The sequence below is a fragment of the Lactivibrio alcoholicus genome (assembly GCF_055390895.1).
The window spans coordinates 2,007,974-2,028,516 of record NZ_AP042471.1; the positions used below are offsets into that span (position 1 = coordinate 2,007,974).

General features: G+C 63.7%; 16 protein-coding genes. 6 read left to right on the plus strand and 10 right to left on the minus strand.

Going from position 1 to position 20,543, the window contains the following annotated elements; translation table 11 throughout:
- Positions 1-32: 32 nt before the first annotated feature.
- From ACZ5IU_RS09280 to phoU, 10 genes are all read right to left on the minus strand, one after another.
- Complete coding sequence (locus tag ACZ5IU_RS09280) at positions 33-1,010, minus strand: ABC transporter ATP-binding protein (protein WP_464416559.1); 978 nt, start codon at positions 1,008-1,010, stop codon at positions 33-35.
- A complete protein-coding gene (locus tag ACZ5IU_RS09285; protein WP_464416561.1) occupies positions 991-1,968 on the minus strand; it encodes an ABC transporter ATP-binding protein in 978 nt (325 codons plus the stop codon). The genes ACZ5IU_RS09280 and ACZ5IU_RS09285 overlap by 20 nt, the downstream gene beginning before the upstream one ends.
- A 4-nt stretch (positions 1,969-1,972) precedes the next feature.
- On the minus strand, positions 1,973-2,821 hold the full coding sequence (locus ACZ5IU_RS09290) for an ABC transporter permease (protein ID WP_464416563.1): 849 nt from the start codon (positions 2,819-2,821) through the stop codon (positions 1,973-1,975).
- Complete coding sequence (locus ACZ5IU_RS09295) at positions 2,814-3,734, minus strand: ABC transporter permease (RefSeq protein ID WP_464416565.1); 921 nt, start codon at positions 3,732-3,734, stop codon at positions 2,814-2,816. Before ACZ5IU_RS09295 ends, ACZ5IU_RS09290 begins: the two co-directional genes overlap by 8 nt.
- Before the next feature lie 211 nt (positions 3,735-3,945).
- Positions 3,946-4,812 carry a protease modulator HflC gene (gene hflC / locus ACZ5IU_RS09300; RefSeq protein WP_464416567.1) on the minus strand — a complete coding sequence of 289 codons (867 nt, stop codon included), beginning with the start codon at positions 4,810-4,812 and terminating at the stop codon, positions 3,946-3,948.
- Between the two features lie 21 nt (positions 4,813-4,833).
- The gene (gene hflK, locus ACZ5IU_RS09305; RefSeq protein WP_464416569.1) at positions 4,834-5,958 is read right to left on the minus strand and encodes an FtsH protease activity modulator HflK; all 1,125 of its coding nucleotides are present in this window, start codon (positions 5,956-5,958) and stop codon (positions 4,834-4,836) included.
- Between the two features lie 215 nt (positions 5,959-6,173).
- A complete protein-coding gene (locus ACZ5IU_RS09310; protein WP_464416571.1) occupies positions 6,174-7,910 on the minus strand; it encodes a lectin like domain-containing protein in 1,737 nt (578 codons plus the stop codon).
- A 182-nt stretch (positions 7,911-8,092) separates the two neighbouring features.
- Complete coding sequence (locus tag ACZ5IU_RS09315) at positions 8,093-9,922, minus strand: lectin like domain-containing protein (RefSeq protein ID WP_464416573.1); 1,830 nt, start codon at positions 9,920-9,922, stop codon at positions 8,093-8,095.
- A gap of 311 nt (positions 9,923-10,233) precedes the next feature.
- Complete coding sequence (locus ACZ5IU_RS09320) at positions 10,234-11,544, minus strand: hypothetical protein (protein WP_464416575.1); 1,311 nt, start codon at positions 11,542-11,544, stop codon at positions 10,234-10,236.
- 110 nt (positions 11,545-11,654) lie between these two features.
- Complete coding sequence (gene phoU / locus ACZ5IU_RS09325) at positions 11,655-12,377, minus strand: phosphate signaling complex protein PhoU (protein WP_464416577.1); 723 nt, start codon at positions 12,375-12,377, stop codon at positions 11,655-11,657.
- Between the two features lie 222 nt (positions 12,378-12,599).
- On the opposite strand from phoU, the gene ACZ5IU_RS09330 reads away from it, so the two are divergent.
- From ACZ5IU_RS09330 to ACZ5IU_RS09355, 6 genes are all read left to right on the plus strand, one after another.
- Positions 12,600-13,829 carry an allantoate amidohydrolase gene (locus ACZ5IU_RS09330; protein ID WP_464416579.1) on the plus strand — a complete coding sequence of 410 codons (1,230 nt, stop codon included), beginning with the start codon at positions 12,600-12,602 and terminating at the stop codon, positions 13,827-13,829.
- A gap of 201 nt (positions 13,830-14,030) precedes the next feature.
- Entirely contained in the window at positions 14,031-16,019 is a 1,989-nt protein-coding gene (locus tag ACZ5IU_RS09335; protein ID WP_464416581.1) for a proton-conducting transporter transmembrane domain-containing protein, read from the plus strand.
- A complete protein-coding gene (locus ACZ5IU_RS09340) occupies positions 16,016-16,939 on the plus strand; it encodes a respiratory chain complex I subunit 1 family protein (RefSeq protein WP_464416583.1) in 924 nt (307 codons plus the stop codon). The genes ACZ5IU_RS09335 and ACZ5IU_RS09340 overlap by 4 nt, the downstream gene beginning before the upstream one ends.
- 4 nt (positions 16,940-16,943) lie before the next feature.
- Positions 16,944-17,582: a hypothetical protein gene (locus tag ACZ5IU_RS09345; RefSeq protein WP_464416585.1), complete on the plus strand. Its 639-nt coding sequence runs from the start codon at positions 16,944-16,946 to the stop codon at positions 17,580-17,582.
- A 4-nt stretch (positions 17,583-17,586) separates the two neighbouring features.
- Positions 17,587-19,047, plus strand: a complete 1,461-nt coding sequence (locus ACZ5IU_RS09350) for a proton-conducting transporter transmembrane domain-containing protein (protein WP_464416587.1) — start codon at positions 17,587-17,589, stop codon at positions 19,045-19,047.
- Between the two features lies 1 nt (position 19,048).
- The gene (locus ACZ5IU_RS09355; RefSeq protein ID WP_464416589.1) at positions 19,049-20,542 is read left to right on the plus strand and encodes a hydrogenase large subunit; all 1,494 of its coding nucleotides are present in this window, start codon (positions 19,049-19,051) and stop codon (positions 20,540-20,542) included.
- Position 20,543 lies beyond the last annotated feature (1 nt).

Below are 20,543 nucleotides of genomic sequence, written 5' to 3' on the forward strand. Positions count from 1 at the left end.
CTCAGCCTCCTTCACGGTTTCGTCTTTCGATGTCACGGAATATCGCCGACGCGGTGACAGGCAACGCAGTGTCCCGGCTCCACCTCCCTCCACGTGGGTTCTTCGGTCGAGCATCGGTCGACCGGGCAGGCGCAGCGTGTGTGGAAGCGGCATCCGGACGGCGGACGGAGCGGGCTCGGGATGTCGCCCGAGATGACCGCGTCCTCGATGTCGTCGCCCGTTACGAACGGCTTCGGGACGCTTGCGAGGAGCGCCTTCGTATAGGGGTGCAGCGGACGCGCGAAGAGATGGTCCTTTCGTGCCGTTTCCACGAGGCGTCCGAGGTACATGACGGCGACGCGGTGGCTCGCGTGACGGATGACCGCGAGGTTGTGCGAGATGAAGAGATAGGCGAGGCCGCGAGCGGCCTGGATGTCCCGGAGCAGGTTCAGGATCTGCGCCTGGACGGAGACGTCGAGCGCCGACGTCGGCTCGTCGAGAACGACGAGTTCCGGATCCGGCGCGAGCGCCCGGGCGACGGCGATTCGCTGTCGCTGCCCTCCCGAGAACTCGTGCGGATAGCGCGTCATCTGGTCTTCGCGGAGGCCGACCTCCCGCAGCAGCGCGCCGACCCTGTCGCCGACGTCCGCGCCGGTCGCGAGGCCGTGGATTTCGAGCACGCGGCCGATGACGTTCCGGACGATCATCCGCGGGTTCAGCGACGCGAACGGATTCTGGAAGACGATCTGCGCCTTCCGGCGGAAGAGCAACGCGTCGCGCGCCGCATAGTCCTCGATCGGCCGGCCGAGGAAGCGGATCGTTCCCGACGTCTTTTCGAGCAGGCCGAGGCAGAGCATCCCGACCGTCGACTTCCCGCTTCCCGATTCGCCGACGAGCCCCAGGGTCTCCCCGCGTTCGATCGAGAGCGAGACGCCGTCGACGGCGCGGAGAAAGGCCTTCCGCTGTCCGAAGAAGCCCCCCGTCCGGACGGGGTAGAGCTTGACGAGATTTTCAGCGTCGAGTACGGGCATGGCAGGCCACCTCGTGTCCATGTCGGATTTCCGTCAGGGCGGGACGCTCTTCCGCGCAGACGGGGAGGGCTTCCGCGCAGCGTTCGCGGAACTTGCATCCCCTCGGGAGGTCCATGAGATTCGGGAGCGTCCCGGCGATCACCGCGAGGCGCCCCTGGTCGCGGTCGAGCCGGGGGATCGCCCCGAGAAGCCCTTTCGTATAGGGGTGCTGCGGGGCGTCGAACAGATCCTTCACGCGCGAGATCTCGGCGATGCTCCCGGCGTACATCACGGCGACGCGATCGGCCATCGACGCGATCACGCCGAGATCGTGCGAGATCAGAAGGACGCTGCTGCCCTCCTCGCGCCGGAGGCGCCTGATCAGCGTGAGGATCTGCGCCTGGATCGAGACGTCGAGCGCGGTCGTCGGCTCGTCTGCGATCAGGAGCTTCGGACCGCACGAGAGCGCCATCGCGATCATCACGCGTTGCTTCATGCCGCCGGACATCATGTGGGGGTATCGGTTCACGGACGTCTCGGGATCGGCGATGTTCACCTTCCGGAAGAGGTCGAGAACGCGGCCGAGGAGCGTTTTGCGGGAAATCTGCGGCTCGTGCGTGACGATCGCCTCGCCGACCTGGTATCCGGTCGTGAAAACGGGATTGAGGCTGCTCATCGGGTCCTGGAAGATCATCGCCATGTCGTGTCCCCGCATCCGGCGCATCTCGTCGTCGGGCAGAGCGAGGATATTCCGACCGTCGAAGAGAATCTCTCCGGACACGATACGTCCGGGGGGCATCGGGATGAGGCGCATGATGCACGACGCGGTGACGGACTTTCCGCATCCGGTTTCGCCGACGAGCCCGAGGACCTCACCCGCGGCGATCGAGAAGCTGATGTCCTCGAGCGCCTTCACGATTCCCGCCTCGGTATGGAAGTGCGCGGTCAGTCCGCGGACGGACAGCAGCGGCGTTTTCATGATCCTACTCCTTGAGGCGCGGGTTCAGCGCGTCCTGCAACCCGTCGCCGAAAAAGTTGAACCCGAGGACCACGAGCATGATCGACAGGCCGGGGATGACCGCGACCATCGGAGCGCTCCTGAGGTACATCCGCGCGTTGCTGAGCATCGTTCCCCATTCGGGCTCGGGGGGCTGCACGCCGAGCCCGAGGAATCCGAGCCCCGCGGCCGTGAGAAGGACCGTCGCCATCCGGAGAGTCGTCTGGATGATGATCGGGGAGATCGCGTTCGGGAGGACGTAGCGCAGGATGATCGACGCCTGCGTCTCCCCGACGGCCCGGGCGGCCGTGACGTAGTCGTTCTGTTTGACGGAGATCACCGAGCCGCGCGTGATCCGCGCGAACTGCGGGATCGAGTAGATCCCGATCGCGATGATGAGGTTCCGCAGGTCGGGCCCGAGCATCGCGACGATCGCGAGCGCGAGGAGAATTCCGGGGAAGGCGAGGAGGATGTCCATCATGCGCATGATGCCCTCGTCGAGCCATCCGCCGAAGTATCCGCCGAGCGCGCCGAGGAAGACGCCGACGACGAGGGCGATGCAGACGGAGAAGATCTGGATGATCAGCGACGTCCTGGCCCCGAAGATGATCCGGGAAAGGAGATCGCGGCCGAACTCGTCGCAGCCGAAAGGGTGCTCCGCGGACATCGGCGCGAAGCTCTTCGAGAGATCCTGTTCGTTCGGATCGAACGGGGCGATCCTGGGCGCGAACGCGGCGACGAAGAGGTAGGAGAGGACGATGACGAGGCCGACGACCGCGACCGGGTTGCGGAGGATGCGGCGGACGACGAGCGAACCCTGCGACCGGCTAGCCATGATAGCGGATCCTCGGGTCGAGGATGGCGTAGAGGATGTCCACGGCCAGGTTCACGAACACGAAAAAGAGCGCGACGATCACGAGCGTCGCCTGGACGACGGGGAGGTCGCGCGCGAGGATCGACGAGACGAGAAGCCGTCCGATCCCCGGCCACGTGAAGACCGTCTCCGTCAGTACCGCGCCCGCGAGGAGCTGTCCGAACTGGAGGCCGACGACCGTGACGGTCGGGATCAGGGCGTTGCGGAGCGCGTGGCGGTTGACGACGAGTTGCCTGGTCAGGCCCTTGGCCGTCGCCGTCGTGATGTAGTCCTGCCGCAGGACGTCGAGCATGCTCGACCGCGTCATCCGTGCGATGATCCCGGTCGACGCCGTTCCGAGGACGAGCGCGGGGAGGATGATGTGGCGGATCGTCCCCATGCCGCCCGACGGAAGCCACATGAGCTTGACGGAGAAGAGAAGCATCAGGAGCAGGCCCCACCAGAAGACCGGCATCGAGATGCCGAAGAGCGAGAGGACCGTGGCCGCGTAGTCGACCCACGACCGCCGGTGCGTCGCGGAGAGCACGCCCGCCGAGACGCCGAGGACGACCGCGACGACGATGCTCGCGCACGCGAGGACCAGCGTGTTCTTGAGCCTGGGGAGGATGACCTCCATCGCGGGGCTTTCGTACCGGAGCGACATGAGCTCTCCCGTGAAGAGCCCCCTGACGAACATCGCGTATTGGGCGGGAAGGGGACGGTCGAGGCCGAACTTGTGGCGGAGCATCTCGACGTCTTCCTGCGAGGCGTCGATTCCGGCCATGAGACGGGCGGGATCTCCCGGGGCGAGGTGGAGGATGAGGAAGGCGACGAGAGAGACTCCGACGAGAACGGGAATCAGCATCGCGAGTCGCCGGAGGATGAATCGACCCATGGCATCGCTCCCTTTCCTGAATCTGCGAAAAATGGATACACATATGGATGCGTGAATACCCGTTCATTATACGACATGAAAAACGATTCGTCCAAGTGGCGCCGTTTTTCTCAACGGGGGGCCGTCCCGGGGTATGCGATCAGGAGGGTTTTTCCGGAAACGGCGGCCTCATGGGAGGCGGTCCAATGCGCCTCGCCGGTGTTCCGGGCGATCAATGTTTCGCCGGATCGAAGCGGAGAAGATCCCGGAAGATGCCTCCCGGCCGGATCACGAACGTCGCCTGAGGCAGGACGTTCTTCCAGATTTCCATGGACTTCAGGAACGAGTAGAGTTCTCCGCCCGCGCCGATCGTGGCTTCCGAAAGCACCCGCTGGGCCTCTCTGTCGCCGAGGCCGCGGATCTCCTCGCTTCGGCGCATGGCATCGGCGATTCTGCGCGTGCGCTCGCGGTCGGCCTTCGACATGATTTCCTCGCGCATCGCCTTGCCCTCGGAGCGCAGCTGCGTCGCGATGCGCTTGCGCTCGGTGCTCATCGACTCGTAGACCGACTGCTCGTTCTGTTTGGGCAGCGAAACGCGCTTGAAGGCGACATCCTCGATCGACAGGCCGTAGTCCTTCGTCTGCTCGCGGGCGATGGCGAGAATCCGGCGCAAGACTTCCTCGCGTTTCGTCGCGAGAAGTTCCTCCATCGTCTGGCTGCTCGCGACGAGCTTCACGGTTCCGTCGACGACGTCCGAAAGCCCTCGCTGCGTCGCGTCCATCGTCCGGAAGCGGCTGTAGTAGACCTTGGGGATCGTGATCCGGAAGAGCGCGACCGAATCGAGAACGAGATTCTTCTTGTCGCTCGTCACCGTATCGACCGGGTCCGAATCGTACTGGAGCACGTAGGTCGGGTACGTCACGAGCGAGTCGGAGAACGGGATCTTCATGTGGAGTCCGGGGCCGAACGTCGTGACGACCTCTCCCCATCGCAGCAGGAGCCCCTGCTGGTCCGGCCCGACGACGCAGAAGCCCTGCGCGCCGACGAGCGCGAGAAGGAGCGCGAAAAGAGAAAGAAACAGAAGTCTGGTTCGTGTCATGTCCGTATCCTCCCGTCCGCCTTACTGGCCCTTTTGCTGCTGTCCGGACTGCCGTCTGACGGCCTCGGAAAAGGGGGTGTCTTCTCCTCCGAGCGACAGAAAGTTCACGACATTGTCCTCGACGAAGACGACGCGTGCCTTCGACCATCCATCTCGCAGATTTTCCATGTAGAAGTTCAGTCGGACGAGTTCGGGGTTGGCGAGATAGGCTTCCTTCAGGCTCGCGAGCCGGGACGTCTCGCCCTTCGCCGCTGCGACGCGGCGGTCGCGGTAGGCCTCCGCGTCGTTGAGAATCCGCGACGCCTCGCCCTCTGCCTTCGGGACGACGTCGTTGTAATACTCTTCCGCCCGGAGAATGTCGCGGTCCTTCTCGGACTTCGCGGTCGTGACGTCGTTGAGCGCGTCGATGACGGCCTGCGGCGGCAGTACGTCCTGAAGCGTCACGGCCGTGACGACGAGGCCGGAATGGATCGCGTCGAGCCGGGCCTGGATCGTCTTCCGAGCCTCCTTCTGGATCGCCTCGCGCTCGACGGTCAGCACCTTGTCGAGTTCGCGCGACGCGACGACCTCGCGCATCGAGGATTCGGACCAGTTGCGGACGATGTCAGTGGCGTCGGAGTTCCGCATCAGGTTCAGGAAGTAGCTGAGCGGATCGGCGATCCGGAACTGAAGCGCCCATTCGACGCGGACGATCTTGTTGTCCCGCGTGAGCATGGCCTGTTCGATCGGGACGTCCTCGTACTGCGCCGGAGGTCCCGCCCTGACGGTCCGGAATCCGAACTCCTGGCGCAGGACGCGCCCGGTCCTGAGCGAATAGGTCGAATCGAGGAACGGAATCTTCGCGTGGAATCCGGGGCCCTTGATTCCGACGGGGATTCCGAGCCGTACGACGATGGTCTCGGAGCCCTCCGGAACCGTGTAGAAGATCCGCGTGACCGTCATGACGCACAGGAGAACCGCGGCGAAGATCAGGACGATCCTGACGAACGGGAACCCGGAAAGACGCCCGCGGACTTTCGACAGGAAGACGAATCCGGAATCGTCGTCCTCCTTCGGGGCGCCTCTCTGCCTCATGCGATGGCGGATCAGCGCGATCGCGATGTAGACGACCAGCGCGCAGAGGGAGAGGAAGAAAACGGCGAACACGGTACCATCTCCTTTCAGGGGGCCGGACGCAGGCGAACGAGAGCGGCCCCATTGCGTCAAGTGTACCGTATCCGGAACCGCCGCGGGAGGAAAATCGCCGCATTTTTTCGTACGAAAGATGCGGATCCGTTGCATGGTTTTCGAGAGAACGGATCACCGAGGGGACAAGTGCCCCATCGGGAAACCGATGGGGCGCCGTGTTGCGTGCGGAGCGGTTATTGCTTCTTCAGGACGAGCGGAACGAACAGCAGCAGCGCGAGCGGGGCGAGCCCAGCGGCGCTGCACCCGCCGCCGCTGCCCTTGTCGCTCTGCGTGACGGTCGGCGTGGTCGCGACGGTCTTCGTGAACGCCTTGAGGCAGACGCTCATGGTCCCGTTATGGAAGAGCGACGCATCTTCCCATGTCGTCCCGTTCGCCGAAATGTACCCCTGGCCCGCGTTCGCCGTCGCGGCGTCGGAGTAGCCCGAGATCGCGTATTCGACGGGGATCGGATACAGGTAGCCCGGCGTCCGCAGACGCACGACGACCGCGAAGCGCTCGCCTGCCGAAAGGGTCGGCGCCATGTCGAGCGCGACGGTGTGGTATCCCGGCGTGTCGAGCGTTCCCGACTGCGGTCCGGCAACGAGCGTCCCGCTCGCCGGATTCCCCTCGTCGCCGCCGCGGAAGACGCGAATCACGTACTCCGATCCGGCGGCCCCGGCGTAGAAGCTCACGGCCTTCAGCGTTTCGCGCGTCGTTCCGCCCGCGCGGGACGTCCCGAGGGGGGCGGACGGCGATCCCGCCGTGAAGACGTTCGCGAAGAACGCCGCGTCCGACCCGGGATACCCGTGCGAGTTGACCCATCCGAGCGGGTCGTGGTCATAGACCGATTCGTCCGCCGCCGCCTCGTCCGTGACGTAGGCGATGCCGTGCTTGAGCACGCGGCTGTAGTAGGAGATCCGGTAATAGCCGGACTCGCCTGCGTCCGTTCCCCAGCTGTTCTTGAAGATCCACGCGCCGTCTGCGGGCGGCATGTACCCCGCGCCGTCGTCGCCGCTGACGACCATGTTCTCCTTCGGATAGGAATCGTCCCACCCGACGAGCGTGACCGCGTGGTTGCTGGACGCGCTTCCCTGTCCGGCAGGCTGGTAGAAGGCGCTGTGCGCCTTGTTCATGTATTGCGACAGGGAGCCGTAGGAAAGCGCGAGCGCGCCGTAGGTCTGAAGCGCGGTCTTGACGTTGTCGACGAACGCGGCGTGCGCGGGCAGGTCGAACACCTGTCCCGCCGCCTCGGCCGAACCGGCCAGGAAGTGCGCGTGCCGCAAAAAGCGCCGGGCGGGTTCTTTCCCGGTCGGAAGTTCGTCTGCGGTGAGTTCGGTCGGGCTGTAGGGGAACGATCCGTACGGGCAGTCCGTTTCGTCGACGGGGCCGATCAGGCGGGCGAGGGCCGCGACGGCCATCCAGTTGCTGCCGCCCTGCTCGAAGACGTTTCTGTTCGGCGGGTACGGTTGCGACTCGTCGCCGTCGAAGTATTGCTGCGATACCGTGAAGTGGACCGGAGCGCTGTAGACGAACCACGCGAGGTGCTTCGGCGACAGGCTCGTCGCGCCGCCACCCTGCGTGAGGATGTTCGACTCGATCGAGCCGAGCGGGGCGTGGGCCCAGCACGTTCCCGTCATCTGCTGGTCGCGTACGGGCGTAACGCGGTTCAGGCTCCTGAGGTCGAACGAGAGCGGGAAGGTCGCGGTCCGGGAGGCCGAGTCGCCGAACAGCCGGACGCCGTCGAGGTGCGACAGGTCGAGCGGCCCGGGCCGGTAGCCGGTCTTTCCGGCGACCCCCTCGCCGGAAACATGCCCGCGAGACTCCAGAAACTCTGGTGCGAGCGGGGCGGACCGGGATGAAAGCGCGAGCGCCGGAGCGGAGAACAGGAGCATCGCCAGGAAAAGGGTCGGAAGGAACGAGAAACGCCGCATTTGTGTATGCCTCCTCATAAGGGGGTGAAATAATTGCACAATATTGTACGGCATAAAGGAAAAAAAACGATACGCGCGCGGGCGACGAGGCGTCCCTAGGGTTTGACGAAAAAGGCGCGGCCTCCATCCTGAGACGGAGGCTGCGCCTTTTTGAGCGATGCGCTGTCCGGAACTGGAGCGGGTTACTTCCGGGTCAGGAACAACGGGACGAAGAGCAGCAGCGCGAACGGAGCGAACATTCCTGCCGAGCATCCGCCGCCGCCGCTGCTTCCGCCGCCGGTGACGGTCGGCGCGTGCGTGACGGTCGGGGTGACGGTCGGCGCGATTGTCGTCGTCGGCGTCGGCGTCACCGTCGAGGTCGTCGTGAACGCCTTGAGGCAGACGTTGGCGGTAGCTTCACCCGTAACCATATCCGTCCACGTTGTTCCGTCTGAGGAAATGTAACTCTGATCCGCACCTGCTGTTGCAGCATCAGAGTACCCGGCAAACACCATTTCCGCTGGAACCGGGTAAGTGTATTCCGGAGTTTTGAGGCGAACGACGACGGTGAATCGTTCTCCGGCAGAAAACGACGGTGTGGTTTCGAGCGTGATGGTGTGATATCCGGGCGCCTCCAGAACTCCGACCTGCGGACCGGAGACCAGAGTACCGTTCGTCGGATCGCCGGCGCTTCCGCCGCGATACACCCGGATCGTATACTGGGAATTGATTGCTCCTGCATAAAAGCTTATTGCACGGAGCGTTTCAACTGAAGACGTTCTTCCCGAGAAGTTTCCAGCGAGCGGATCTGTTGGCGTTCCGGCGGTGAAAACATTCGCAAAGTACGCGGTGTCAGGTGTTGCCGAAGCAGTATATCCATAAGAAGTGACCCATCCGAGCGGATCATGTTCGTATACTGCGTCGTAATTCGTTGTCGCTTCGGTGACGTAGGCGATTCCATCTTTAAGGACTCTATTATAATACGAGATCCAGTAATACCCATTGTCTCCGGCTGAAGCACCCCAGCTGTTCTTGAAGAGCCATGCCCCGTTCGCGGGAGGCGTGTACCCGGCCCCGTCATCGCCGCTGACAACCATATTTTCCTTCGGATAATTGTCATTCCAACCGACGAGCGTCACGGCATGATTTGAGTACTGTCCGTTTAATCCGCCCTGCCCATCGGGCTGGTAGAACGCAGAATGCGCTTCGTTGAGAAACTTCGGGTCATATCTGTACGAAAGCGAGAGTGCACCGTATGTCTGGAGAGCCGTCTTTACGTTTGCGACAAACGCTGCATGCGCCGGAAGCTCGAAAACTTGTGATGCCCCCAGTCGGCCTGCAAGATAGAGAGCGTTTTGAAGATGGCGCTGGACAGTCTCATTCCCTGTCGGCAGTTCACTTGTCGACAACTCTGCAGTGCTATACGGGAATGTTCCGTACGGACAGTCGGCCTCGTTCACCGGGCCGATCCATCGTGCGAGCGCAGCGATCGCTTGCCAATTGTTGCCTCCCTGCTCGAAGACGTTTCTGTTCGGCGGGAACGGTTGTGATGGGTCGCCGTCGAAGTATTGCTGCGAAAACGTGAAGTGGACCGGTGACTTAAACACGAACCATGCGAGGTGTTTCGGAGATAAACTCGTGACGCCCCCACCCTGCGTCAGGATATTCGATTCGACGGAACCGAGCGCCGCAAACGCCCAGCACGTGCCCGCCGACTGCTGGTCGCGGACTGCCGTGACACGATCCAATGTCCTCAGATCGAACGAAGCGGGAAACGTTGCCTCACGGGAAAGATTTTTCCCGAAAATGCGCTTTCCTGCAAGGTGCGACAGGTCAAGCGGTCCAGGACGATAGCCGGTGAAAACACCGGTCTGCATTGTTGAAGCACGCCCCGTCTTCAAGTCCTCCACATACTTCAGGTAATCAGGGTTGATCGGCGCCTGGGAAATTTCGCCTGCAATGACCGGAGCAAGAAAAAAGAAGGAAAAAACGACAGCGCAGACACACGACAATGCTCTGTAACGTACTCGCACGTTGACCCTCTCCCTTCAAAATTACTCTCAGAAACAATAGTTCAATAACCTGTAGAACCGCCTCAGAAGCGCACGCACAGACTCTCCAAACCACGCCTTTTCAACAGAGCTGAACATCCCGATGCTTTTGCCTGTTTTGAAAAGCGCTACTATCTGAACGTGGTGCCATTATAGAGCATTGAAGCAGAAAGCGAAAGGACTGATGATGAGAATTCGCGTAGACGCAGGAAGGATGACAAAAAAAGAGGCGCCGCCAGGCGGCGGAGCCTCTTTCAGAGTATTCGACAGCCGTTTTTCAGTCTATTCTATGCTTACAAAAACCATTCCGGCGTGTCAATGCGTATCGGATTGCTTTCTTGAGCGTCTGTGCGGTAGTACCACGAAAAGCCGGCGTCGATGAGGTACTCGCCACCCCTGTTCGCTACGCCTGGTTGCCAGATTGTCCGATACATTGTCCCATTGATGTTCTCCCATGGACCGAGCCTGAGAAACCCAAGCGACGATGCAGAGGACGCGGAAAAAGAGGAAAGCTGCGTATTCGTCTCGCCGTTCGGCAGGACGCCGTCCCACCAGGAGGGGGTATCGATCGAGACGGGCTTGTTTCCTTGTGAAGCGGAAAGACGGTACCATTTTCCGTCGTTGTCGATGAGGAATCCGGAGCCGCCGCCGGCTTGTCCGGGGGCGGCATTGACGGAAACGGTCGTGTATTCTTTTCCGTCGATCGTGACCGCATCGCCGTAGGAATACGCATCCTGCCTTGGAGCCGACGTGAATGCGATCATCTCGCCGTTCGGCAGAACGCCGTCCCACCAGGAGGGGGTGTCGATCGAGACGGGCTTGTTTCCTTGTGAGGCGGAAAGACGGTACCATTTTCCGTCGTTGTCGATGAGGAATCCGGAGCCGCCGCCGGCTTGTCCGGGGGCGGCATTGACGGAAACGGTCGAGTATTCCTTCCCGTCGATCGTGACCGCATCGCCGTAGGAATACGCATCCTGCCTTGGAGCCGACGTGAATGCGATCATCTCGCCGTTCGGCAGAACGCCATCCCACCAGGAGGGGGTGTCGATCGAGACGGGCTTGTTTCCTTGTGAGGCGGAAAGACGGTACCATTTTCCGTCGTTGTCGATGAGGAATCCGGAGCCGCCGCCGGCTTGTCCGGGGGCGGCATTGACGGCAACGGTCGTGTATTCTTTTCCGTCGATCGTGACCGTGCCGCCGTAGGAATACGACGACTGTCCTTGAGACGAGACTCCCAAGACCGATACCGGCGGATTCCCCGGCCTCATCCCGCTGAACCAGTCGGGCGTCTCCACGGAACGCATCTCCGCGCCCGGGACGACGCTCTTCGCGTACAGGTTCCCCTCCGCGTCGGCGTAATAGGACACGCCGCGCGTCTGATAGGGCGGCGTGACGGAGCGGTACCACGTTCCGTCTTCCTGAATCCAGTCGCCGAAGCTGACGCGCTGTTGTCCGGTCATTCCGGAGAGCAGCGCTCCGAACGAAGCCGCGCCCGCCGACTGTTCCGTCGCGCTGCTTCCGCCCGAAGGCGACTTCGAAGACAATATGGACGACAACACGCCCGAAATTCTGGAAATCAGGTTTTCGTCATTCTGTATCTTCATGGACATCCCTCCCTGGAGCTTTGAGACGATGCACCGACGTTGTTTCGCTCCGCACTTTGTTCTTTCATTAGTTTCGGCGACCGGGAGGCGGATGTTGAATGAAGGACGGGTCAGCTCTCCGCGGCCGCCTTTTTCCGTGCTTCGATAAGCGGCTTCAGACGTTCGCCCCGGACCATGAAGTACGCGCGCTCCGATACGTTCGTCGCGTGGTCCCCGACGCGGGCGAGATGCCGCGATACCCACATCAGTCCCGCGGCCCGCTGGACCACGCCGGCGTCCCCGGCCTTCTGTCCGGCCATGATTCCGGTGAGTTCGTCGAAAATCCGCTCGTCGAGAATGTCGAGCGCCTCGTCGCGCAGGCAGACCTCTTCGGCGAGCGCGGGGTCTTCCTCTTCGAACGATGTCAGCGCGTCCCGAAGCATGCCGGTGGCGATATCCCGCATTTTCGGGATGTCGATGAGGGGCTTCAGCAGCGGATATCGGTTCAGCGCTTTCGCCCGCTTCGCGATATTGACCGCCTGGTCCCCGACGCGCTCCAGGTCGGTGATGATCTTGAGCACGGCGAACACGAAGCGCAGGTCCTTGCGGAGCGGCTGGCGCAACGCGATGGACGAGAGGCACTCCTGGTCGATCTCGACTTCGAGGTCGTCCACGATGTCGTCCGCTTCGATGATCCGGTCGGCGAGGGCGTTGTCCCTGCCTTCCAGGGACTGTACGGCCGAGGCGATGGCCTCCGAAACCATATTGCCCATCTTGCGCACCATTGTCAGTATCTTTTCCCGGTCCTCCTGATACAGCAGGGAGCCGATTATTTCATCTCTTCTTCCCGGCATGCGCGTCTCCTTCTCTCGTGCGAATCTCGCGTCCAAGACTTCCGGACCGTTATGCTTCCGTAACAATTGGCATAGAATAATACCATACGAAAGCGGCGCGGGGCATCCCTCGGCAGGCGGAATGTTGCGGTCCGCATCCCCTCGCGCCCCCCCCCGAAGACGCCTTTGTGCGGTACAATTCTTCAATAAACTGGCACGAACCGCGAAGAGGAGGATGAGCATATGCACAAGATGCGGATCACCCCGGAACGGCTGCTCCGGTCCCTCGACGAGATGGGGGCGGTTGGAGCGCATCCCGGGCGTCCGGGTCGGACCCGGCTTACGCTGAGCGACGAGGACCGCGCGGGCAGGGATCTCTTCGTGAAATGGCTTCGGGAGGAACGCCTCGACGTCGTTATCGACCCGATCGGCAATATCTGCGGCGTCCGGCCCGGCAGGGATCCGAACGCCAAACCGATCGTCATGGGGTCGCACCTCGATACGGTGTGCGACGCGGGAGCGTATGACGGGGCGTTCGGCGTTCTTGCGGGACTCGAAGTGATCCGGACGCTGAACGATCACGGCGTGGAGACGCAGCAGCCGGTCGCTGTTGCGGCCTTTACGAACGAGGAAGGCGCCCGGTTCCAGCCGGACATGATGGGTAGCCTGTACGTGTCCGGGCTTCTCGATATCGACCGCGCGTATCGCGCGATGGATGACGACGGGATCTCCGTGCGCGAGGAGCTGGACCGGATCGGCTACTCGGGGAAGGGCAGGATCGAGGCGTCCGCGTACCTCGAACTGCACGTCGAGCAGGGGCCCGTTCTCGACAGGGAAAAGATTCAGATCGGCATCGTCCGGGGAATCCAGGGGATCTCCTGGTGGTACGGACATTTCGGCGGCGAGGCGAATCACGCGGGCACGACGCCGCTGGAGTATCGCAAAGACGCGCTGCTCGCCGCCTCGGATCTCTGCTGCGAACTGCGCGCCCTCGCGCTGGAACTCGGGAGCGGGACGGTCGCGACGATGGGGCGGATCCGTGTCGTTCCCGACGTGGTGAACGTCATTCCTTCGGAGGCCTTTTTCACGATCGACTTCCGCCAGTACGACGACGACCTGTTCGAGCGGGGCAAGCGGCGGGTCGAGGATCTGGTCCGGCGCATCGCCGAAAAGCATTGCGTTCCGTTCGAACTGGAGCAGAAGGTGGACGCGCTGCCGGTCCGTTTCCTTCCGTTCATGACGCAGGTCGTCGAGCGCGCGGCCCGGGGGCTGGAGCTTTCGACGATTTTCATGCCGAGCGGCGCGGGGCACGACGCGCAGTTCATGCACCGGGTCTGTCCGACGGCGATGATTTTCGTCCCGTCGATCGGCGGCAGGAGCCATTGCGCCGAGGAACGCACCGAGCCGGAGGATTTGGCCAACGGGGCGAACGTGTTGCTGCGGTGCGTTCTGGAGATTATCGCGGCGTCGTAGCTCCGTTGACGGACGACCGTGCGGGCGATTCGACGCACGCGCGCTGACATTTTTGTTCTTTTGCGAGATAATGACAATGGTTCGTGACAAAGCGCCGATCATGGCATAAAATCCCGATTATTGCGCCCGTCCGCGCGCGCCGGATTCACGCGGTTCGGGCGGGATTTCGAATTCGGACTTCCCGGAAGGCGAGGGTGTACGGTGGCATTCTTTCTCCTGTTGTCTCTTCTCATGTATCTTCTTTCGGGATTGGCGTCGCTCGCAATGGGGCGACATCCCGTGTGGGGGACGAGAATCGTTCCGTTCGGGAGCGTCGCGGCGTCGCTCTGCGCGCTCGTTCCGGTCCTGTACGTCCTTGCGGGCGGCGCGCCCGTCGACCTGCGGGTCGCCTGGAGTCTGCCGGTCGGTTCGTTCCACCTGCATCTCGATCTGCTCTCCGCATGGTTCGCCCTTCCCGTCATTCTTGTCTCTCCGATCGTTTCGTTCTACGGTACGGGGTATCTGCGACATCACGACCGTCCCCGCGAGATTGATGCGTGCGGTCTTTTCCTCCAGCTGCTTGCGGGGGGGATGCTCTTCGTGCTGCTCGCTTCGGACGGCCTGCTCTTCCTGCTGGCCTGGGAGATCATGTCGATGGCGGCCTTCTTTCTCGTCGTGTTCGAGCACGAGGAACGCGAGGTCCGGCAGGCGGGGTGGGTTTACCTGGTCGCGACGCACCTCGGAACGGCCTTTCTGTTCGCGATGTTCGTCCTGCTCGGCAGCCGGTGCGGCTCGTTCGACTTCGGTGACTTCGACGGGCTCGGAGGCGTCGCGGATGTCGTCTTCGTGCTGGCGGTGATCGGCTTCGGGGCGAAGGCGGGCTTTTTCGGGCTTCACGTCTGGCTCCCGGAGGCGCACCCTGCGGCTCCGTCCCACGTGTCCGCCCTGATGAGCGGCGTGATGATCAAGACCGGAATCTACGGCCTGCTTCGCGTGATGGTCCTTGCGAACGACTGGCCCGCCTGGTGGGGATGGGCGCTGATCGGCATCGGCATCGCGTCCGGCATCGGCGGCGTGCTCTTCGCGATCGTACAGCACGATATGAAGCGTTTGCTGGCCTATCATAGCGTGGAGAACATCGGCATCATCTGTCTCGGAATCGGAGTCGGCGTCTTCGGGGCTCGCTCCGTCGGCCCGGTCGCGCAGCTTGCGATAGCGGGCGCTTTGTTGCACGTGCTGAATCATGCGATATTCAAAAGTTGTCTCTTTCTTGACGCCGGAGCCGTTATCCGGTCCGTCGGCACGAGGGAAATCGACGTCCTCGGCGGTCTGCAGAAACGTATGCCCAAGACCGGCGTCATTTTTCTCACGGCTGCGGCGGCAATCTGCGGTTTGCCTCCTCTGAACGGCTTCGTCAGCGAATTCCTGATCTATCTCGCGTCGTACTGGAGCGTTCTTCCTCAGGGGCTGCCGTCCGTGAACCTCCGAGCGGGAGGATTTGTCGTCATCTCCTCGCTGGCGCTTATCGGCGGATTGGCGGCGCTGTGTTTCACGAAGGCGTACGGAATCGTCTTTCTCGGGGAGCCCCGGTCCGGGCATGGTCTCGCCGCGACCGATCCCGAACGGGAGATGCTGATTCCGATGGAAGTCCTTGCCGCGCTTTGCGTCGCGCTTGGCCTCGGCGGCAGTCTCCTGATCGGCGTCGTCTCTCCTGTGGCCGCACGAATCCATCCGCTCGCGCTTGCCGCAGCGGACTTCTCTCCGCTGCGCGGAGCGGCCGTGCTGTATCTCAACGTCACGCTCGCGGCGCTTGTGCTTCTGTCCGCAGTCTATGGCCTCCGGCGGTTTCGGGATCATCTCCAGAAGGGGCGCGTCGTCCGGACGGGGCCGACCTGGGGATGCGGATATCCGCGAGGCACGCCGCGAATGCAGTACACGGCGTCCTCTTTTGCGCAACCGCTCATCGTCGCGTTCCGATCGTTGCTGCACACCGAATTGGGGGGCGAATGGCCGGCCGGATACCTGCCGGGTCCGTCCAGCTTTACGACGCACACGCCGGGGCTCTTCATGCGCCGGTTCTACACGCCGGTCTTCGCCGCGTTCGCGCGCGTCGCGCTGCGGATGCGCCGGATCCAGCAGGGAGGGACGCACGTCTATGTCTTTTACGTCGTCCTCGCGCTGGTCGCGGTTCTCGTCTGGAGCCTGCTATGATCGCCGATTTCTTCGCCGCGCTTTTCGGCGTGATCCTCGCGCTGATTCTTGCGCCGTTCCTTCGGACGCTCATCAACCGGACGAAGGCGCGCATGGCCGGACGGCAGGGGCCTCCGCTGCTTCAGCCCTACTGGAGCCTCGCGCGGCTTCTCCGCAAGGGCGCGGTGTACAGCACGACGACGACCTGGATGTTCCGGGCCGGGCCGGTCGTCACGCTGGCGACGATGTTCGGCGCGCTGTGCCTGGTCCCGTTCGGCGGGAACCCCGCGCTGCTGCGCTTCGAAGGCGACGTCCTTCTGATGGCGTACCTTCTCGCCCTCGGGCGCTTCTTCACGATTCTGGCCGCGCTCGACACGGGATCGAGCTTCGAGGGAATGGGCGCGAACCGAGAGGCGTTTTTCTCGGCGCTGAGCGAGCCGGCGCTTTTGCTCGGCGTGGCGGGGCTCGGCGCGATCACGGGGAGCGTGTCGCTCAGCGAGATCTACGGACGCCTCGGAAACTCGGCGTTTCTGGGCTCGCACCTTCCGGCGATGATCTTCATCCTGGCCGCGTTCGTGATCGTCTACCTGACGGAGAACGCGCGGATTCCGGTGGACGACCCGACGACGCACCTCGAACTCACGATGATCCACGAGGTCATGGTCCTGGATCACTGCGGCGTCGACCTCGCGTTCATCGAGTACGCCGGGGCGCTCAAGCTCTGGGTGCTCGGCCTGCTGATCACGGGGATCGTCTTCCCGGTCTCGACCGGATCCTTCTGGCTGGACGCGGGCGTTTCGCTCGCCTGCATGGCGGCGCTCCAGATCTGCGTGGGGCTCGTCGAGTCCCTGATGGCCCGTCTGAAAATGGGGCGCGTGCCCCTGCTGCTGGGAATCGCGTTCGTGATGTCGACCCTCTGGATCATGTGGGTGGTGAGGTGAAACGATGACCGATCAGCTCGTCATTGCGCTGCTGTTTCTCGTCAATCTGCGGATGTTCGCGACGTCCCGCCTGGACAGCCTGATCCGCGGGGTCGCCCTGCAGGCGTTCCTTCTCGTCTGCCTCGCGGTCGTTTCGCGCGAGGAGGCCGTATCGTTGGAGGGGTGGACGTTCCTGTCCGTCACGGGACTCGTCAAGTGCGCCGTTTTGCCCGCGATGATGACGCGCGCGCTCCGGTCCGCCGGAATCCGCCGCGAGGTGGAGCCTCTCGTCGGGTATCGCGTGTCGCTGTTCATCGGACTGATCGTCACGGGGTTCTCGATCTGGGCCGCCGCGCAGCTTCCGATGCCGGACGGCGCCGCCGACCCGCTCGTTGTCGCCGCGGCCCTGATCTCCATGATCACGGGGCTCTTCCTGATCGTGGCGCGGCGGAAGGCGATCTCCCAGGCCATCGGCTACCTTGCGATGGAGAACGGCGTCTACGTCCTCGCCCCGGCGCTCGCGGTCCACGGGCCGCTGATCGTCGAGACGGGCGTTCTGCTGGACGTCTTCGTCGGCGTGTTCATCATGGGCGTCATCATCCTGCATATCCGGCAGGAGTTCAAACATATCGATATCGACCGGCTTTCCGAATTGAGGGACTGATCGCATGATGCTCCGGATCCTGCTTTTCGCGCCGTTTCTCGCCGGGCTCGCGAGCCTGGGAATCGCGTCGGACCGCGTGCGGCGGCGGTTGATCGCCGCCGTCTCGTTCTTTCACCTCGCCTGCTCTCTCTCGCTGTGGGCGGCCGGCCTCGAACCGACCGCGGGGCGGTGGCTCGGGCTGGACGCGCTTTCGCTGCTGTTCCTGCTGATCACGAGCGCGCTCTTCGCGGCGTCCTCGTTCGCGACGGTCACGTACCTGCGGGCGCACGAGCTTCCGGAGGAGCGGCGTGGCCGGTTTTCGCGCGAGGCCGTCTTCACCTGCTGCATGCTCTTCTTCCTCGGAACGACGACGCTTGCGATCCTGAGCCTTCATACGGGCGTCTTCTGGATGGCCATCGAGGCCACGACGCTTGCGAGCGCGCCGATGATCAGTCACCAGCGCTCGTCGCGATCCCTCGAGGCCGTGTGGAAGTACCTTCTGATCTGCTCGGTGGGAATCGCGATCGCGCTGGTCGGCAATACGGCGCTTGCCGTTTCGATTGCGTTTCATCCGGCGACGTACGGCCTTCCGCTGACCTTCCGGGGGCTTGCGGCGCACGCGGCGTCGCTGCACCCCGTGTGGCTGAAAATCGCCTTCGCGTTCATTCTCGTGGGATACGGGACGAAGATGGGGCTTGCGCCGATGCACACGTGGCTGCCCGATGCGCACAGCGAAGCCCCGTCGCCCGTATCGGCGCTGCTCTCCGGCGCGCTGCTCAACTGCGCGTTCCTCGGCATCCTGCGGACGAACGCGATCCTCGTCCGCGCCGGGGTCGGGGACTACAGCAACGGCCTGCTCGTCGCGTTCGGCGTCGGGTCGATGTTCCTCGCGGGCTGGTTCATCCTTCAGCAGGCGGACTTCAAGCGCCTTCTCGCCTATTCGAGCATCGAGCACATGGGAATCCTTGCGATCGCCGCGGGCGCCGGCGCGTCGTTCGGAGGACTTCTGCACGCGCTGAACCACTCCCTGACGAAAGGGGCGCTCTTCCTCGTCGCGGGGGCCATCCTCGGCGCCTATCATACGAAGTCTACGAAAACCGTGACCGGCGTGCTCCGCGTCGCTCCGATGACGGGGTTGCTCTGGATAGCGGGATTTCTCGCGATTTGCGGCGTCCCGCCCTTCGGGACGTTCGTCAGCGAGTTTTCCGTCATGACCGTTCTCGGCGCGAACGGTCGCTGGTGGACGCTCGCGATGTTCCTTCTGACGCTCGGGATCGTCTTCGTCGGGATGCAGCGGATCATCATCCCGATGGCGTTCGGTCGTCCGCCCGAGTCGTATGCGTCCGGCGCGCCGGTTCGTTTCCTGAGCGTCGCGGATGTTCCGCCGCTCGCGCTGCTCTGCGTCGTCCTTCTGCTCGGCGTGTGGCTGCCGGAGCCGGTGACGCGGCTCATCACGCAGGCGGCCGCGGTCATGGGAGGGCTCTGATATGACGACGTCCCGGCCGGCGATACGAAACGCGCACGCCTTTCCGCTCTCCGAAGTCCCGGTCTGTCCGATTGCGGACTTCAGGGATCTCGTCATCCGTCAGGTCGCGGCGGGGCAACGCCTCGTCGCGCTGTTCCACGTCCCGGGCGACGGCCGTTCGAAGCTGTGCGCCGTCCTTGCGGACGACGGGAGCCGTTCGCTCGGCGCGACGTTCGGCGTTGTTGACGGGGACCGTTACCCCTCGCTGACGCCGGACTGCCTCCAGGCGCACCTTTTCGAGCGCGAGATCGCCGAGAACGGGGGGCCGCTTCCCGAAGGGCATCCGTGGCTCAAGCCGGTCCGCTTCCCGCGGAACAGCGCACTGCCGCACCGCTCGATCGGCGCGATGGACTTCTACCGCGTCGAGGGGAAGGAAGTTCACGAGGTTGCGGTGGGCCCGGTGCACGCGGGCGTCATCGAACCGGGGCACTTCCGCTTCCAGTGCCACGGCGAGATCGTGCTGCACCTGGAGATTTCGCTGGGGTATCAGCACCGGGGCGTGGAAAAAGCGTTTCCCGGAGCGACGCCGGTCATGCGGCGCCTCATGGCGGAGTCCGTCTCGGGCGACTCCACTGCGGGACATGCAACGGCGCACTGCGGCGCGATGGAAGCGCTCTCGCGCACCCGCGTTCCCGGGCGCGCGCGGATGATCCGGAACATTGCCCAGGAACTCGAGCGCGCGGCCTGTCACATCGGCGACCTCGGCGCGATGGCCGGGGACGTGGGGTTCCTGCCGACGAGTTCGTTTTGCGGGCGCATCCGGGGCGTCGTGCTGAACATGACGGCCGCCCTCTGCGGCAACCGCTTCTCGCGCGGACTCCTGCGGCCCGGCGGCGTGACGCAGGATATCGACAAACCGCTCGCGGCGCACCTTCTGGGGCAGCTCCGGAGCGTCCGCAGGGACGCCGTCGATGCCGTGAACCTTCTCTGGGAGACGCCGACGGTCATGGCGCGTTTCGAAGGGACCGGAGTCCTCACGCGCGACGACGCGGTCGCGATCGGGCTTGTCGGCCCCGCGGCGCGCGCGTGCGGCGTCGCCCGCGACGTGCGGTCGGCGTTCCCGTACGCGGGGTACGACGACGCGCCGATTCCGATCCGGACGGAGGAGACGGGCGACGTCCTCGCGAGGGCCCGGGTCCGGAGCCGGGAGGTCGTCGAGTCGCTCGACTACGTCGGCACGCGCCTTCTCGATCTGCCGGACACGCCGCTTTTCGCCGGACCGGACGCCGCTCCTGAGCCCGACTCGATGGTCGTCTCGATGACCGAAGGCTGGCGCGGCGAGATCGTCCACATCGCGATGACGGACGGCGCGGGCGCGTTGTCGCGGTACAAGATCGTCGACCCGAGCTTCCACAACTGGTTCGGGCTCGCGATGGCCATGCGCAACCGGGGCATCTCGGACTTCCCGCTGTGCAACAAGAGTTTCAACCTCTCGTACTGCGGGTTCGACCTGTAGT

Bases quoted from the DNA above. Each gene is read 5' to 3' on its own strand.
- ACZ5IU_RS09330 (WP_464416579.1), top strand. From the start codon at position 12,600: ATGCACAAGATGCGGATCACCCCGGAACGGCTGCTCCGGTCCCTCGAC.
- ACZ5IU_RS09345 (WP_464416585.1), top strand. From the start codon at position 16,944: ATGACCGATCAGCTCGTCATTGCGCTGCTGTTTCTCGTCAATCTGCGG.
- ACZ5IU_RS09285 (WP_464416561.1), bottom strand. From the start codon at position 1,968: ATGAAAACGCCGCTGCTGTCCGTCCGCGGACTGACCGCGCACTTCCAT.
- ACZ5IU_RS09340 (WP_464416583.1), top strand. From the start codon at position 16,016: ATGATCGCCGATTTCTTCGCCGCGCTTTTCGGCGTGATCCTCGCGCTG.
- ACZ5IU_RS09295 (WP_464416565.1), bottom strand. From the start codon at position 3,734: ATGGGTCGATTCATCCTCCGGCGACTCGCGATGCTGATTCCCGTTCTC.
- ACZ5IU_RS09280 (WP_464416559.1), bottom strand. From the start codon at position 1,010: ATGCCCGTACTCGACGCTGAAAATCTCGTCAAGCTCTACCCCGTCCGG.
- ACZ5IU_RS09355 (WP_464416589.1), top strand. From the start codon at position 19,049: ATGACGACGTCCCGGCCGGCGATACGAAACGCGCACGCCTTTCCGCTC.
- ACZ5IU_RS09320 (WP_464416575.1), bottom strand. From the start codon at position 11,544: ATGAAGATACAGAATGACGAAAACCTGATTTCCAGAATTTCGGGCGTG.
- ACZ5IU_RS09290 (WP_464416563.1), bottom strand. From the start codon at position 2,821: ATGGCTAGCCGGTCGCAGGGTTCGCTCGTCGTCCGCCGCATCCTCCGC.
- ACZ5IU_RS09350 (WP_464416587.1), top strand. From the start codon at position 17,587: ATGATGCTCCGGATCCTGCTTTTCGCGCCGTTTCTCGCCGGGCTCGCG.
- hflC (WP_464416567.1), bottom strand. From the start codon at position 4,812: ATGACACGAACCAGACTTCTGTTTCTTTCTCTTTTCGCGCTCCTTCTC.
- phoU (WP_464416577.1), bottom strand. From the start codon at position 12,377: ATGCCGGGAAGAAGAGATGAAATAATCGGCTCCCTGCTGTATCAGGAG.
- ACZ5IU_RS09310 (WP_464416571.1), bottom strand. From the start codon at position 7,910: ATGCGGCGTTTCTCGTTCCTTCCGACCCTTTTCCTGGCGATGCTCCTG.